Here is a 15359-nt window from a genome sequence, read left to right as displayed (position 1 = left end):
ATGCACGAGAGGGGAGGCCGGCGGGCAGCCCCTGTAGGGACTGTCAAAAACATGGATGTTTTTGCCAAGCCCCCATGGATGGGTTTACGGCGTGTCCCGTAAGGGGCTGCCCGTCGGCCTCCCCAGCACGTAGCAACCGAAACGCTGCTGTTGAAGCTTAAGAAGCCTGAGGCTCATCGCTCTTCGCGGGCACCAACCACCGCGAAGCATGTATCCCAAGCTCATAAAGCAGGCACATGGGAATCGCCAGCATCAACTGGGAAACCACATCCGGCGGCGTCAGCACCGCAGCCAACACGAAGATGCCCACGATCGCGTACCCACGGCCGTCCTTGAACTGCTGCGGCGTAATCCACCCCAGCAGAGTCAGGATCACCATCGCCACCGGCAGTTCGAAACTGCTGCCGAACGCGAAGAAGATCGCCAGCACGAAATCCAGGTATGCATTCGCATCCGGGGTGATCGCAATCACTTCCGGGCGGAACGTGGTCAGGAAGTGGAAGACCGCCGGCAGCACCAGGAAGTATGCGAACGCGCAGCCGATGTAGAACAGCAACACCGAGGTTGCCAGCAACGGCACCGCCAGGCGCTTTTCGCGCGCATACAGGCCCGGCGCCACGAACGCCCACAGCTGGTACAGCAACCACGGCACCGCGATGAACACGGCCACGAAGAAGGTCAGCTTGAGCGGCGCGAAGAATGCACCGGCCGGGTTGGTCGCGATCATCGACTGCCCGTTGGGCAGCTGAGAGATCAACGGCTGCGCCAACCACGTGTAGATCTGCCGCGAGAACGGCATCAGCCCCAGCAGCACCACGCCCAGCCCGATCAGCGCCCGCATCAGGCGCGCGCGCAGTTCGATCAGGTGTTCGATCAACCCGCTTTCCGGCGACTCGTTACCGCTCATCGCGGGGCCTCCGTCGTCGCAGGCGGCGGATCGCGCGGCGCCTGCCCGTCGATGCCCGGCGGTGCCATCGCATCACGCGGCTCTTCAGGCACGGCCTCAGGCTCGGGTGCCACCACGTGCTGGGCCACGCTCGCCGGCGAACCCGGCGCGGGCCCGGTCATGACCGGCTCGTCGGTGCTGGCTGGCGTATCGCCATCGCGCTGCACCTGGTTGCGCACCTGCTCGGCTTCGCGGCGTACCGCCTCACCACTCGCACGCAGCTGCGCCTCGGTATCGCGCACCGAATCCTGCGCATCGCGGAACTGGCGCTTGATCTCGTCTGCGTGCAGCTCGCGTTCCAGCTCCTGCTTCACCGAATCCCACTGGTTGCGCGCGCGCCGCACCCACAGCCCCGCGAAGCGGGCTGCCTTGGGCAGACGCTCGGGACCCAGCACGACCAACGCTACTACCGCGATGACCAGCAGTTCACTGAAACCGATGTCGAACACGCCATGCCGCCCAGATCAACGCCGGTCGCGGTCGTGCTCGTTCTGCGATGTCGTCGTCGGATCCTGCGGACGCGACTCATCGCTCAGGTGCGCGGTCGGCTTGTCCTCGTCGCGCATGCCCTTCTTGAATTCCTTCACGGCACTGCCAAGGTCCTTGGCGCCACTGGTCAGCTTCTTGGTGCCGAACACCAGCAGAACGATGACCAGTACCACCACCCAATGCCACAAGCTCATACTGCCCATGATGTTCTGCTCGCATTACCCGGTTACAAGGACCTGAGCATAGCGCACCGCCGGTAGGGCGGCGCGCGTGACGAAAGTCAGTTGCCGTCCAGCGATTCGGTACGCACTTCGCCTTCGCCCACCGGCTGGAAGCCCTGCTGCGGTGCCGGCTGCGCCGGAACGGCCTGCAACGGCGCGGTGGTGGCACCGGCATTGGCCTGTTCAGTTACGACCGGCGCTGCCTGGGGCTGCGGGGCCGCCGCACGTGGGGCCGGTGCACTGCCAGCGGTGCCGCGCTTTTCACGTGCCGAATACGTCGCCTCTTCCAGACGGTCGCGGAAGGCCACCACGTCCATCGACGGCGCTTCGCCCATGCGGCCCTCGAACACCATGCGCGGCGTGGTGTTGCTGCCGTACGCGTCCAGGTTCGCCTTATCGTCGATCTGCAGCACCGCACCATCCAGCGCCACGCCGGCAAACAGGCCGCGCGCGCGCGACCACGACCAGATCTCGGCCTTCAGCTGGCCGTCGGTGGCCGCAGCGGCATTGCGGCCCACGGGACCGGCCGCCACGCCGGCATCGGCGCCCAGCGTGAATTTGCCGTTGACGAGATTGTCCAGGCTGCGGTCGTTGCGGAACACCAGCACCACGTCCGAAGACTGCACACCGGCCTGGAAGCCGATGCTGCCGCCGGTGAGCTTCATGAACACCGGGTTGGACCAGCTGCCATCGGAGTTCTTGACCGACATCAGACCGTGGCCACGGCGGCCGCCGATCACCAGGCCTGCCTTGATCGTGTCGGGAATGACCACGATCGCACGGCCTTCGTCCAGCAATTTGTCCGGAATGCCCTGCTCGGGAATATCCTGGATGTCATTCAACACGCGCACCGCGTTGCGGGCGCGCTGGTCCTCCTCCGGCCCGGCCATCGCCTGGGTCGACAACAGGCTGGCGGAGATCAGCAGTACAAGGCTCAAGCGGCGCATGGGTGCTCCAGAAAGGGGAAATACGGACAGCGTCGATACGCTTTCCCCGAAATTAGTGGGGTTCTGATGAATCCGCAATGAGTATGTTCGGTTCAATCGAGCCGCTCGATAGCGGTGATGGCGCGATTCGATCCCGGCCGTCGCGCAGACCTGCGAGAATGGTCCCATGCTCGACGCACCCGATACCGCCGTGCTGGCGGTCAATCTAGGCACACCCGAGACGCCCACCGCCCCGGCGGTGCGGCGTTACCTGGCTGAGTTCCTCAGCGATCGGCGCGTGGTCGCGATTCCGCCGCTGCTGTGGAAGCCCCTGCTGTTCGGGCTGATCCTGCCGCTGCGCAGTGGCCGCTCGGCAGCCAAGTACGCCCAGGTCTGGCTGCCCGACGGCTCTCCCTTGATGGTCTACACGCGCCGCCTGGCCGAAGCCATGCAGCAGCTGATGCCCAATGTGCGCGTACGCCACGCCATGCGTTACGGCGCGCCCGCGCTCACCGCCGAGCTGGACCGGCTGGCTGCCGAAGGCATGCGCCGGATCGTGGTGCTGCCGTTGTACCCGCAGTATTCGACCACCACCACCGCCTCCATCGAAGACCAGGTGCGTGACTGGCAGCCCCGCCATCCGGGCGTCACCGTCACCCTGGTACGCGATTACGCGGTGGACCCGGACTGGGTAGCGGCAGTGGCCGGCAGCATCCGGCAATGGTGGGAGCAGCACGGCCGCGGCGAGCAGCTGGTGTTTTCCTTCCATGGCATTCCGCAGCGCCTCGCCGATGCCGGCGACCCCTATCCGCAGCGCTGCGAAGCCAGTGCGCAGGCGATCGCGCAGGCACTGGGCCTGGCGGATGGCGAGTGGAAGCTCACCTACCAGTCGCGCTTCGGTCGCGAGAAGTGGCTGCAGCCCTATGCCGAACCCACGCTGTGGGCGATGGCCGAACGCGGCGTCAAACAGATCGACGTGGTCTGCCCGGGCTTCGCCACCGACTGCCTGGAAACGCTGGAAGAAGTAGCGATGGGCTTCACCGAAACCGTCGCCGCGCGCGGTGCGCAGATGCGTTACATCCCTTGCCTCAACGCCGATCCCGCGCACGCGCTGGCGTTGTCGCGGCTGAGCATCACGGCGTTGGCATGACGCTCGAACCCTTTGTACTGCCGGTGGCGGGCACCCGCGTGGCGGGCCTGCGTTCGACGCCGGCGGCAGGCACGCGCGTGCTGGCGCTGCACGGCTGGCTCGACAACGCCGCCAGCTTCGTGCCGCTGGCCGCAGCACTGCCCGGGCTGGACCTGGTGGCCATCGACCTGCCCGGCCACGGCCACAGCTCGCATATGCCGCCGGGCACGCAGTACAACACGCCGGGCGCGATCTGCCATGTGCTCGACGTAGCCGATGCATTGGGCTGGGAGCGCTTTACGCTGCTCGGCCATTCAATGGGCGCCGGCATTGCCAGCCTCACCGCTGCCGCCGCGCCCGAGCGCGTGGAGCGGTTGATCGCCATTGAAGCGCTCGGCGGCCTGCGTGGGCCGGAAGATGAAACCGCGCAGCGCCTTCGCGAGCATGTGCGCGCCGTGCGCGCGTTGCCATCGAAGAAGCTGCGCGTGTTTTCCGATCTGGCCGCGCCGGTGCGCGCGCGCATGATGGCCAACCAGCTCAGCGAGCCCTGCGCGCGGCTGCTGGTTGAACGCGGCGTCATGCCGGTGGAAGGCGGCTACAGCTGGTGCAGCGACCAGCGCCTGATGCTGCCCACCGCGATGCGGTTGAGCGAAGCGCAGATCGACGACCTGCTTGCGGCCATCGAGTGCCCCACCCAGGTGATCTACGCGACGCCGGCACAGTCGTACTACCCCGAGCCACTGCGCAGTGAGCGCATCAAGCTGCTTCGAGACGGCCGCCTGGATGTATTCCCCGGCACCCATCACCTGCACATGGAGCACCCGGCACTGGTGGCCGACGTGATCACGCGCTTCCTCGCCGGCTGACCGCTGCGACACCCTGTCGCACTCAACTTCCAGCGACGCCAACCGATACCGATGCAGCAGGCACGCGCAGCGTGCCTGTGTCGTCGCTTGCTCCGCCGTCTGCGAAGCCGCGTGTCATCCGGCTTCCACGGAAGGAGTGCTCTCCCCCAATCCCGTCTGTGCAAGGTCTTCCGCCGCTGGGTCGCCCGGCCTCGCATCCGTTTGTCCGCGTTTCAGCGGATGACGTTCCGTACCGAATTGCTTCTGGAGTTGTCATGTCTGCCATTCCCCACCCCTCCTCACGTCCACCCGACGCCATGCTGCTGTCACCTGCGTTGCACCCGCACCCGCGCGGGCAGCGCATCCTCGCGGGGTTGCTCTCCACCGGGCTGGTTTGCGGCCTTGCCGGCGCCCTCTGGCAACAACAGTCCGTCACCGTGCTTGGCATCGCGATGGCGACCGGCGCGCTGGTGGTGCTGGCGCCGCGGGTGCGGCGCAGCAGGGACGCGCTGCGCGCCGAGCTGGCGCGCGTATCAGCAGGTCATGCGCAGCTGCAGGCGCATTGCACCCGCCAGCATGCCGGCGCTGCGGCCGACGCCACCCTGCGCCTGGCATTGGAGGTCTCGCACACGGCGGTGATGATTGCCGATGCGTCCCACGTGATCCGGTATGTAAACCCCGCCGTGGTGCGTCTGCTTCGCAACCAGCAGGCCACCCTGCGCGAGGCGTTTCCGGATTTCGACGCCGACAGCCTCGTGGGCACCAGCATCCATCGCTTCCACGCCAACCCGGATCGCATCCGCGCCATCCTGGACACCCTTCAGGCCACCCACCATGGGCGCGTGCGGATCGGTCCCGTGCACTTTGCCCAGGTGGTGAGCCCGATGTTCGATGCGGCCGGGGCGCGCGTCGGCTTCGCCGTGGAATGGCACGACCGTACCCAGGAGCTGGTGCTGGAGACGGCCGTGGCCGAGATCGTGGATGCCGCGACGCGCGGCGATCTGGACCGGCGCCTGCCGCGGGCGGACGGCGGTGCCGCCTTCATGGATGGCCTCACCACCGGCATCAACCAACTGCTCGAGCGGGTGGGCAGCACCGTCGGCGATCTTCGCCGCGTGTTGTCGGCCTTGGCTGAGGGTGATCTGGGCCAGCGCATGGAGGGCGACTACGAGGGATCGTTCGCCGCCATGCAGCGCGATGCGAATGCGACGGCGATTCAGCTGGGCAGCATGGTCGAACGCATCCGGCGCAGTGCCGGCGCCATCGCGCTGGGCGCTGAGGAAATCGCAAGTGGCAACCATGACCTCTCCACCCGTACGGAGCGGCAGGCAGCACATCTCGAGGAAACGGCCTGTTCGATGGAAGAGCTTACGGCCACGGTTCGACAGAACGCCGAGCATGCACACAAGGCCAGCACGCTCGCGCGTGGGGCGCAGGACGTGGCCGACCGTGGCAGCGCGGTGGTGGGGCGCGTGGTCAGCACCATGGACAGCATCCACGGCGCATCCAAGCGGATTGGCGAGATCACCGGCGTCATCGATGGGATCGCCTTCCAGACCAACATCCTTGCCCTCAATGCGGCGGTGGAAGCGGCGCGCGCCGGTGACCAGGGCCGTGGCTTCGCGGTGGTGGCCAGCGAGGTACGCAGCCTGGCACAACGTTCGGCCGAGGCGGCGCGTGAGATCCGGCAGTTGATCGATGCATCGGTCAGCGAGGTCGCCGATGGCGCCCGGTTGGCGCAGGACGCCGGCCACACCATGCAGGAAATCGTGGGCAGCGTGGCTGGGGTCAGCGAGATCATGGCGAGCATTGCGTCGGCCTCGCAGGAGCAGGCCGCCGGCATCGACCAGATCAACCAGACGGTTGTGCAGATGGACGAGGCTACCCAGCAGAACGCCGCGCTGGTCGAAGAAGCCAGCGCCGCCGCGCGCGAGCTGGAGCAGCAGGCAGCAGGCCTGACCGAGGCCGTTGCAGCGTTCCGTTGAGGGGTTGTGCGTATCGACTGACAGTCGATACCGACCTGGTAGATCACGACCGTTGGTCGTGATGCGCGAAAGGCGCCCTGCGGGGCGCCTTTTTCATGCGTTGGGCGGGTGCCACTGTTGGTCGGCACGCTTTGACGCAAAGAAAAAACCCCGCTGCGTCTGCAGCGGGGTTTTTGGGTGTAAACCCTGGCGATGACCTACTCTCGCATGGCTTGAGCCACACTACCATCGGCGCAGCTGCGTTTCACTTCCGAGTTCGGGATGGGATCGGGTGGTTCCACAGCGCTAATTTCACCAGGGAGACGGTTGGAGCGTCGCCATCCAAACAACGGATTTAGGCGCCTGCCTCTCATAGTTCTTGTGACGTAGCGTGCACTTGGATCTATCGACATGTCATGTCGGCCAAGGCAACTTGAGGTTATATGGTCAAGCCACACGGATCATTAGTATCAGTTAGCTCAATACATTGCTGTACTTACACACCTGACCTATCAACCACATAGTCTATATGGTTCCTTCAGGGGGCTTGTGCCCCGGGAGATCTCATCTTGAGGCGCGCTTCCCGCTTAGATGCTTTCAGCGGTTATCGCTTCCGAACATAGCTACCCGGCAATGCCACTGGCGTGACAACCGGAACACCAGAGGTTCGTCCACTCCGGTCCTCTCGTACTAGGAGCAGCCCCTCTCAAATCTCCAACGCCCATGGCAGATAGGGACCGAACTGTCTCACGACGTTCTGAACCCAGCTCGCGTACCACTTTAAATGGCGAACAGCCATACCCTTGGGACCGACTACAGCCCCAGGATGTGATGAGCCGACATCGAGGTGCCAAACACCGCCGTCGATATGAACTCTTGGGCGGTATCAGCCTGTTATCCCCGGAGTACCTTTTATCCGTTGAGCGATGGCCCTTCCATACAGAACCACCGGATCACTAAGTCCTAGTTTCCTACCTGCTTGATCCGTCGATCTTGCAGTCAAGCACGCTTATGCCTTTGCACACAGTGCGCGATGTCCGACCGCGCTGAGCGTACCTTCGAGCTCCTCCGTTACTCTTTAGGAGGAGACCGCCCCAGTCAAACTACCCACCATACACGGTCCCCGACCCAGATAATGGGCCCAGGTTAGAACGTCAAGCACGACAGGGTGGTATTTCAAGGATGGCTCCACCACAGCTAGCGCCATGGTTTCATAGCCTCCCACCTATCCTACACAGACGAACTCAACGTTCAGTGTAAAGCTATAGTAAAGGTTCACGGGGTCTTTCCGTCTTGCCACGGGAACGCTGCATCTTCACAGCGATTTCAATTTCACTGAGTCTCGGGTGGAGACAGCGCCGCTGTCGTTACGCCATTCGTGCAGGTCGGAACTTACCCGACAAGGAATTTCGCTACCTTAGGACCGTTATAGTTACGGCCGCCGTTTACTGGGGCTTCGATCAAGAGCTTCGCCTTGCGGCTGACCCCATCAATTAACCTTCCAGCACCGGGCAGGCGTCACACCCTATACGTCCACTTTCGTGTTTGCAGAGTGCTGTGTTTTTGATAAACAGTCGCAGCGGCCTGGTTTCTGCGGCCCTCTTCAGCTATAGCTCGCATGAGCCACCAAAAAGGGCGCACCTTCTCCCGAAGTTACGGTGCCATGTTGCCTAGTTCCTTCACCCGAGTTCTCTCAAGCGCCTGAGAATTCTCATCCTACCCACCTGTGTCGGTTTACGGTACGGTCTGCGTAAGCTGAAGCTTAGGAGCTTTTCCTGGAAGCGTGGTATCAGTGACTTTGTCTTAAAGACTCGTCTCGGTGCTCGGTCTTGAAGGATCCCGGATTTGCCAAAGATCCAAACCTACCGCCTTTCCCCCGGACAACCAACGCCGGGTACACCTAACCTTCTCCGTCCCTCCATCGCACTTACGCGAGGTGCAGGAATATTAACCTGCTTCCCATCGACTACGACTTTCGTCCTCGCCTTAGGGGCCGACTCACCCTGCGCCGATTAACGTTGCGCAAGGAAACCTTGGGCTTTCGGCGTGCGGGTTTTTCACCCGCATTATCGTTACTCATGTCAGCATTCGCACTTCCGATACCTCCAGCAGACTTCTCAATCCACCTTCAACGGCTTACGGAACGCTCCTCTACCGCGTACATATAAATATGCACACCCCAAGCTTCGGTTCACTGCTTAGCCCCGTTAAATCTTCCCCGCAGACCGACTCGACCAGTGAGCTATTACGCTTTCTTTAAAGGGTGGCTGCTTCTAAGCCAACCTCCTGGCTGTCTGTGCCTTTCCACATGGTTTTCCACTTAGCAGTGAATTTGGGACCTTAGCTGTGGGTCTGGGTTGTTTCCCTTTTCACGACGGACGTTAGCACCCGCCGTGTGTCTCCCATACAGTCCGTCTCGGTATTCGGAGTTTGCAATGGTTTGGTAAGTCGCGATGACCCCCTAGCCATAACAGTGCTCTACCCCCGAGAGGATACATATGAGGCGCTACCTAAATAGCTTTCGAGGAGAACCAGCTATCTCCGGGTTCGATTAGCTTTTCACTCCTAATCACAGCTCATCCCCGTCTTTTGCAACAGACGTGGGTTCGGGCCTCCAGTACCTGTTACGGCACCTTCACCCTGGCCATGACTAGATCACCCGGTTTCGGGTCTACTGCCCGCGACTATGCGCCCTTATCAGACTCGGTTTCCCTTCGCCTCCCCTATACGGTTAAGCTTGCCACGAACAGTAAGTCGCTGACCCATTATACAAAAGGTACGCAGTCACTCTTTCGAGCTCCTACTGCTTGTACGCACACGGTTTCAGGATCTATTTCACTCCCCTCTCCGGGGTTCTTTTCGCCTTTCCCTCACGGTACTGGTTCACTATCGGTCGGTCAGTAGTATTTAGCCTTGGAGGATGGTCCCCCCATGTTCAGACAGGGTTTCACGTGCCCCGCCCTACTCGTCTTCACTGGAGTGGCCCTTTTAAATACAGGGCTATCACCTTCTATGGCCAGCCGTTCCAGGCTGTTTTTCTAGAACCATTCCAGCTTAAGGGCTAGTCCCCGTTCGCTCGTCGCTACTCAGGGAATCTCGGTTGATTTCTTTTCCTCTGGTTACTTAGATATTTCAGTTCACCAGGTTCGCTTCCAGCAGCTATGTATTCACTGCAGGATACCCGCAAGCGGGTGGGTTTCCCCATTCGGACATTACCGGATCAAAGCTTGTTGCCAGCTCCCCGATACTTTTCGCAGGCTGCCACGTCCTTCATCGCCTCTGACCGCCAAGGCATCCACCGTGTGCGCTTATTCGCTTGACCATATAACCGCAAGTTGCCTTGGGTTATATATATGACCCGGGGGTACAAAGCCCGGATACGAAATATAACGACTCAATTAATAAGAAGACATTTAAGTCTTCCGCCTTAGCCTCACGACACGTCAAGATAGAATCTCAAACGCTCGCTACGTCACAAGTTTTAAAAGAACACGTACCGGCCACAATGCCGATCCGTAATAAATTCTTTGTATGCGCTGGTCATTCAGAGTTGGTGGGTCTGGGTAGACTCGAACTACCGACCTCACCCTTATCAGGGGTGCGCTCTAACCACCTGAGCTACAGACCCAATGTCCGTTTAGCTCATTGCCGTTGGCGCTGATAAAGGCGCTACGTGTGGTGGAGCCTGTCGGGATCGAACCGACGACCCCCTGCTTGCAAAGCAGGTGCTCTCCCAGCTGAGCTAAGGCCCCATATACGGGACTTTTCAAACCGGCCTGGCCGATTTGAAACTCTGAATGCAGGTACTTTGTGAAGACGCCCGACAGGACGATGTTGTCTTTGCTCAAAAGGAGGTGATCCAGCCGCACCTTCCGATACGGCTACCTTGTTACGACTTCACCCCAGTCATCGGCCACACCGTGGCAAGCGCCCTCCCGAAGGTTAAGCTACCTGCTTCTGGTGCAACAAACTCCCATGGTGTGACGGGCGGTGTGTACAAGGCCCGGGAACGTATTCACCGCAGCAATGCTGATCTGCGATTACTAGCGATTCCGACTTCATGGAGTCGAGTTGCAGACTCCAATCCGGACTGAGATAGGGTTTCTGGGATTGGCTTGCCCTCGCGGGTTTGCAGCCCTCTGTCCCTACCATTGTAGTACGTGTGTAGCCCTGGTCGTAAGGGCCATGATGACTTGACGTCATCCCCACCTTCCTCCGGTTTGTCACCGGCGGTCTCCTTAGAGTTCCCACCATTACGTGCTGGCAACTAAGGACAAGGGTTGCGCTCGTTGCGGGACTTAACCCAACATCTCACGACACGAGCTGACGACAGCCATGCAGCACCTGTGTTCGAGTTCCCGAAGGCACCAATCCATCTCTGGAAAGTTCTCGACATGTCAAGACCAGGTAAGGTTCTTCGCGTTGCATCGAATTAAACCACATACTCCACCGCTTGTGCGGGCCCCCGTCAATTCCTTTGAGTTTCAGTCTTGCGACCGTACTCCCCAGGCGGCGAACTTAACGCGTTAGCTTCGATACTGCGTGCCAAATTGCACCCAACATCCAGTTCGCATCGTTTAGGGCGTGGACTACCAGGGTATCTAATCCTGTTTGCTCCCCACGCTTTCGTGCCTCAGTGTCAGTGTTGGTCCAGGTAGCTGCCTTCGCCATGGATGTTCCTCCCGATCTCTACGCATTTCACTGCTACACCGGGAATTCCACTACCCTCTACCACACTCTAGTCGCCCAGTATCCACTGCAATTCCCAGGTTGAGCCCAGGGCTTTCACAACAGACTTAAACAACCACCTACGCACGCTTTACGCCCAGTAATTCCGAGTAACGCTTGCACCCTTCGTATTACCGCGGCTGCTGGCACGAAGTTAGCCGGTGCTTATTCTTTGGGTACCGTCAGAACAACCGGGTATTAGCCGATTGCTTTTCTTTCCCAACAAAAGGGCTTTACAACCCGAAGGCCTTCTTCACCCACGCGGTATGGCTGGATCAGGCTTGCGCCCATTGTCCAATATTCCCCACTGCTGCCTCCCGTAGGAGTCTGGACCGTGTCTCAGTTCCAGTGTGGCTGATCATCCTCTCAGACCAGCTACGGATCGTCGCCTTGGTGGGCCTTTACCCCGCCAACTAGCTAATCCGACATCGGCTCATCTATCCGCGCAAGGCCCGAAGGTCCCCTGCTTTCACCCGAAGGTCGTATGCGGTATTAGCGTAAGTTTCCCTACGTTATCCCCCACGAAAAGGTAGATTCCGATGTATTCCTCACCCGTCCGCCACTCGCCACCCATAAGAGCAAGCTCTTACTGTGCTGCCGTTCGACTTGCATGTGTTAGGCCTACCGCCAGCGTTCACTCTGAGCCAGGATCAAACTCTTCACTTAAAAACGCATAGTCCGAGGACTAAAAATTTAAAGCTGCAGATGCTTGACCGCTGGCAACGTTTCGCTTGCTTTAAAACAATTGATATGTTGCTTGATCAAACGTCTGCAAGATGGACAAATCATCCTTCCTGCAGGCGCCTTCACAAGATACCTGCGCATACTGTCAAAGAACTTGGGAGTCGGCCTCAGCGCCTTTCTCCGTGTGCCCCGACGTTTCCGTCGTTGCGAGCCGCCCATTATAGCTGGCTTTTCCGCTTCGTCAACACCTTTTTTCGAGGTGTTTTGCGTATCGACTGACCGTCGATACCTACCTGGTGGTAGATCACGACCGTTGGTCGTGATGCCCGGAAGACCCGAGGGCCTTTCGTCGTTGCGAGCCGCCTATTATGTCAGGCTTTTCGAATCTGTCAACAACTTGTGAGGGGAACTTGAAGTTCTTCTTGAAGTTGTTGCTGCAAGTGCATGTAAAAAGCATGTGCTTGCAAAAAAAGGAAAACCCCGCTGCGCATGCAGCGGGGTTCTCGGGTGTAAACCCTGGCGATGACCTACTCTCGCATGGCTTGAGCCACACTACCATCGGCGCAGCTGCGTTTCACTTCCGAGTTCGGGATGGGATCGGGTGGTTCCACAGCGCTAATTTCACCAGGGAGACGGTTGGAGCGTCGCGATGTTCGTGGTTTTCCCTTGGGGGAAAAGCACGGCCATACTGCGCCTGCCTCTCATAGTTCTTGTGACGTAGCGTGCACTTGGGCTCTATCGACATGTCATGTCGGCCAAGGCAACTTGAGGTTATATGGTCAAGCCACACGGATCATTAGTATCAGTTAGCTCAATACATTGCTGTACTTACACACCTGACCTATCAACCACATAGTCTATATGGTTCCTTCAGGGGGCTTGTGCCCCGGGAGATCTCATCTTGAGGCGCGCTTCCCGCTTAGATGCTTTCAGCGGTTATCGCTTCCGAACATAGCTACCCGGCAATGCCACTGGCGTGACAACCGGAACACCAGAGGTTCGTCCACTCCGGTCCTCTCGTACTAGGAGCAGCCCCTCTCAAATCTCCAACGCCCATGGCAGATAGGGACCGAACTGTCTCACGACGTTCTGAACCCAGCTCGCGTACCACTTTAAATGGCGAACAGCCATACCCTTGGGACCGACTACAGCCCCAGGATGTGATGAGCCGACATCGAGGTGCCAAACACCGCCGTCGATATGAACTCTTGGGCGGTATCAGCCTGTTATCCCCGGAGTACCTTTTATCCGTTGAGCGATGGCCCTTCCATACAGAACCACCGGATCACTAAGTCCTAGTTTCCTACCTGCTTGATCCGTCGATCTTGCAGTCAAGCACGCTTATGCCTTTGCACACAGTGCGCGATGTCCGACCGCGCTGAGCGTACCTTCGAGCTCCTCCGTTACTCTTTAGGAGGAGACCGCCCCAGTCAAACTACCCACCATACACGGTCCCCGACCCAGATAATGGGCCCAGGTTAGAACGTCAAGCACGACAGGGTGGTATTTCAAGGATGGCTCCACTGCAGCTAGCGCCACAGTTTCATAGCCTCCCACCTATCCTACACAGACGAACTCAACGTTCAGTGTAAAGCTATAGTAAAGGTTCACGGGGTCTTTCCGTCTTGCCACGGGAACGCTGCATCTTCACAGCGATTTCAATTTCACTGAGTCTCGGGTGGAGACAGCGCCGCTGTCGTTACGCCATTCGTGCAGGTCGGAACTTACCCGACAAGGAATTTCGCTACCTTAGGACCGTTATAGTTACGGCCGCCGTTTACTGGGGCTTCGATCAAGAGCTTCGCCTTGCGGCTGACCCCATCAATTAACCTTCCAGCACCGGGCAGGCGTCACACCCTATACGTCCACTTTCGTGTTTGCAGAGTGCTGTGTTTTTGATAAACAGTCGCAGCGGCCTGGTTTCTGCGGCCCTCTTCAGCTATAGCTCGCATGAGCCACCAAAAAGGGCGCACCTTCTCCCGAAGTTACGGTGCCATGTTGCCTAGTTCCTTCACCCGAGTTCTCTCAAGCGCCTGAGAATTCTCATCCTACCCACCTGTGTCGGTTTACGGTACGGTCTGCGTAAGCTGAAGCTTAGGAGCTTTTCCTGGAAGCGTGGTATCAGTGACTTTGTCTTAAAGACTCGTCTCGGTGCTCGGTCTTGAAGGATCCCGGATTTGCCAAAGATCCAAACCTACCGCCTTTCCCCCGGACAACCAACGCCGGGTACACCTAACCTTCTCCGTCCCTCCATCGCACTTACGCGAGGTGCAGGAATATTAACCTGCTTCCCATCGACTACGACTTTCGTCCTCGCCTTAGGGGCCGACTCACCCTGCGCCGATTAACGTTGCGCAAGGAAACCTTGGGCTTTCGGCGTGCGGGTTTTTCACCCGCATTATCGTTACTCATGTCAGCATTCGCACTTCCGATACCTCCAGCAGACTTCTCAATCCACCTTCAACGGCTTACGGAACGCTCCTCTACCGCGTACATATAAATATGCACACCCCAAGCTTCGGTTCACTGCTTAGCCCCGTTAAATCTTCCCCGCAGACCGACTCGACCAGTGAGCTATTACGCTTTCTTTAAAGGGTGGCTGCTTCTAAGCCAACCTCCTGGCTGTCTGTGCCTTTCCACATGGTTTTCCACTTAGCAGTGAATTTGGGACCTTAGCTGTGGGTCTGGGTTGTTTCCCTTTTCACGACGGACGTTAGCACCCGCCGTGTGTCTCCCATACAGTCCGTCTCGGTATTCGGAGTTTGCAATGGTTTGGTAAGTCGCGATGACCCCCTAGCCATAACAGTGCTCTACCCCCGAGAGGATACATATGAGGCGCTACCTAAATAGCTTTCGAGGAGAACCAGCTATCTCCGGGTTCGATTAGCTTTTCACTCCTAATCACAGCTCATCCCCGTCTTTTGCAACAGACGTGGGTTCGGGCCTCCAGTACCTGTTACGGCACCTTCACCCTGGCCATGACTAGATCACCCGGTTTCGGGTCTACTGCCCGCGACTATGCGCCCTTATCAGACTCGGTTTCCCTTCGCCTCCCCTATACGGTTAAGCTTGCCACGAACAGTAAGTCGCTGACCCATTATACAAAAGGTACGCAGTCACTCTTTTGAGCTCCTACTGCTTGTACGCACACGGTTTCAGGATCTATTTCACTCCCCTCTCCGGGGTTCTTTTCGCCTTTCCCTCACGGTACTGGTTCACTATCGGTCGGTCAGTAGTATTTAGCCTTGGAGGATGGTCCCCCCATGTTCAGACAGGGTTTCACGTGCCCCGCCCTACTCGTCTTCACTGGAGTGGCCCTTTTAAATACAGGGCTATCACCTTCTATGGCCAGCCGTTCCAGGCTGTTTTTCTAGAACCATTCCAGCTTAAGGGCTAGTCCCCGTTCGCTCGTCGCTACTCAGGGAAT

7 protein-coding genes, 2 tRNA genes and 5 rRNA genes (1 of these 14 cut by a window edge) are annotated in these 15359 nt (G+C 59.3%); 3 read left to right on the top strand and 11 right to left on the bottom strand.

What is annotated here, in order from left to right:
* Nucleotides 1-157: 157 nt before the first annotated feature.
* The 4 genes from tatC to QE395_RS00070 form a co-directional block, all read right to left on the bottom strand.
* Entirely contained in the window at nucleotides 158-907 is a 750-nt protein-coding gene (gene tatC / locus QE395_RS00085) for a twin-arginine translocase subunit TatC (protein ID WP_249833366.1), read from the bottom strand.
* Nucleotides 904-1395: a Sec-independent protein translocase protein TatB gene (tatB, locus tag QE395_RS00080; protein WP_068847927.1), complete on the bottom strand. Its 492-nt coding sequence runs from the start codon at nucleotides 1393-1395 to the stop codon at nucleotides 904-906. Before tatB ends, tatC begins: the two co-directional genes overlap by 4 nt.
* A 15-nt stretch (nucleotides 1396-1410) precedes the next feature.
* A complete protein-coding gene (tatA, locus tag QE395_RS00075; RefSeq protein WP_068847929.1) occupies nucleotides 1411-1638 on the bottom strand; it encodes a Sec-independent protein translocase subunit TatA in 228 nt (75 codons plus the stop codon).
* Between the two features lie 77 nt (nucleotides 1639-1715).
* On the bottom strand, nucleotides 1716-2603 hold the full coding sequence (locus QE395_RS00070) for a YSC84-related protein (RefSeq protein ID WP_306987221.1): 888 nt from the start codon (nucleotides 2601-2603) through the stop codon (nucleotides 1716-1718).
* Between the two features lie 166 nt (nucleotides 2604-2769).
* Here QE395_RS00070 and hemH point away from each other — a divergent pair, with 166 nt between their 5' ends.
* From hemH to QE395_RS00055, 3 genes are all read left to right on the top strand, one after another.
* A complete protein-coding gene (gene hemH, locus QE395_RS00065; protein WP_217538945.1) occupies nucleotides 2770-3732 on the top strand; it encodes a ferrochelatase in 963 nt (320 codons plus the stop codon).
* Nucleotides 3729-4577, top strand: coding sequence for an alpha/beta hydrolase (locus QE395_RS00060; protein WP_093532592.1), 849 nt, complete (start codon nucleotides 3729-3731; stop codon nucleotides 4575-4577). The genes hemH and QE395_RS00060 overlap by 4 nt, the downstream gene beginning before the upstream one ends.
* 254 nt (nucleotides 4578-4831) lie before the next feature.
* The gene (locus QE395_RS00055) at nucleotides 4832-6541 is read left to right on the top strand and encodes a methyl-accepting chemotaxis protein (RefSeq protein ID WP_306987220.1); all 1710 of its coding nucleotides are present in this window, start codon (nucleotides 4832-4834) and stop codon (nucleotides 6539-6541) included.
* Nucleotides 6542-6725: 184 nt separating this feature from the next.
* Here the strand turns inward: QE395_RS00055 and rrf (QE395_RS00050) are convergent.
* From rrf (QE395_RS00050) to QE395_RS00020, 7 genes are all read right to left on the bottom strand, one after another.
* Nucleotides 6726-6840: ribosomal RNA gene (gene rrf, locus QE395_RS00050) — 5S ribosomal RNA — on the bottom strand.
* A gap of 123 nt (nucleotides 6841-6963) precedes the next feature.
* A 23S ribosomal RNA gene (locus QE395_RS00045) occupies nucleotides 6964-9842 on the bottom strand.
* A 229-nt stretch (nucleotides 9843-10071) separates the two neighbouring features.
* A tRNA-Ile gene (locus QE395_RS00040) sits at nucleotides 10072-10148 on the bottom strand.
* A 48-nt stretch (nucleotides 10149-10196) separates the two neighbouring features.
* Nucleotides 10197-10272: transfer RNA gene (locus QE395_RS00035), tRNA-Ala, on the bottom strand.
* Between the two features lie 95 nt (nucleotides 10273-10367).
* A 16S ribosomal RNA gene (locus tag QE395_RS00030) occupies nucleotides 10368-11914 on the bottom strand.
* Nucleotides 11915-12446: 532 nt separating this feature from the next.
* Nucleotides 12447-12561 (bottom strand): 5S ribosomal RNA (rrf, locus tag QE395_RS00025).
* 146 nt (nucleotides 12562-12707) lie between these two features.
* A 23S ribosomal RNA gene (locus tag QE395_RS00020) occupies nucleotides 12708-15359 on the bottom strand; it runs 227 nt beyond the window's last position.
* Together the 16S, 23S and 5S rRNA genes with 2 tRNA genes alongside form the textbook arrangement of a ribosomal RNA operon.

Origin of the sequence: Stenotrophomonas sp. SORGH_AS_0282 (assembly GCF_030818125.1) — a bacterium.
Classification (GTDB): domain Bacteria; phylum Pseudomonadota; class Gammaproteobacteria; order Xanthomonadales; family Xanthomonadaceae; genus Stenotrophomonas; species Stenotrophomonas rhizophila_A.
This window is presented reverse-complemented; position numbering and strand designations above follow the sequence as displayed.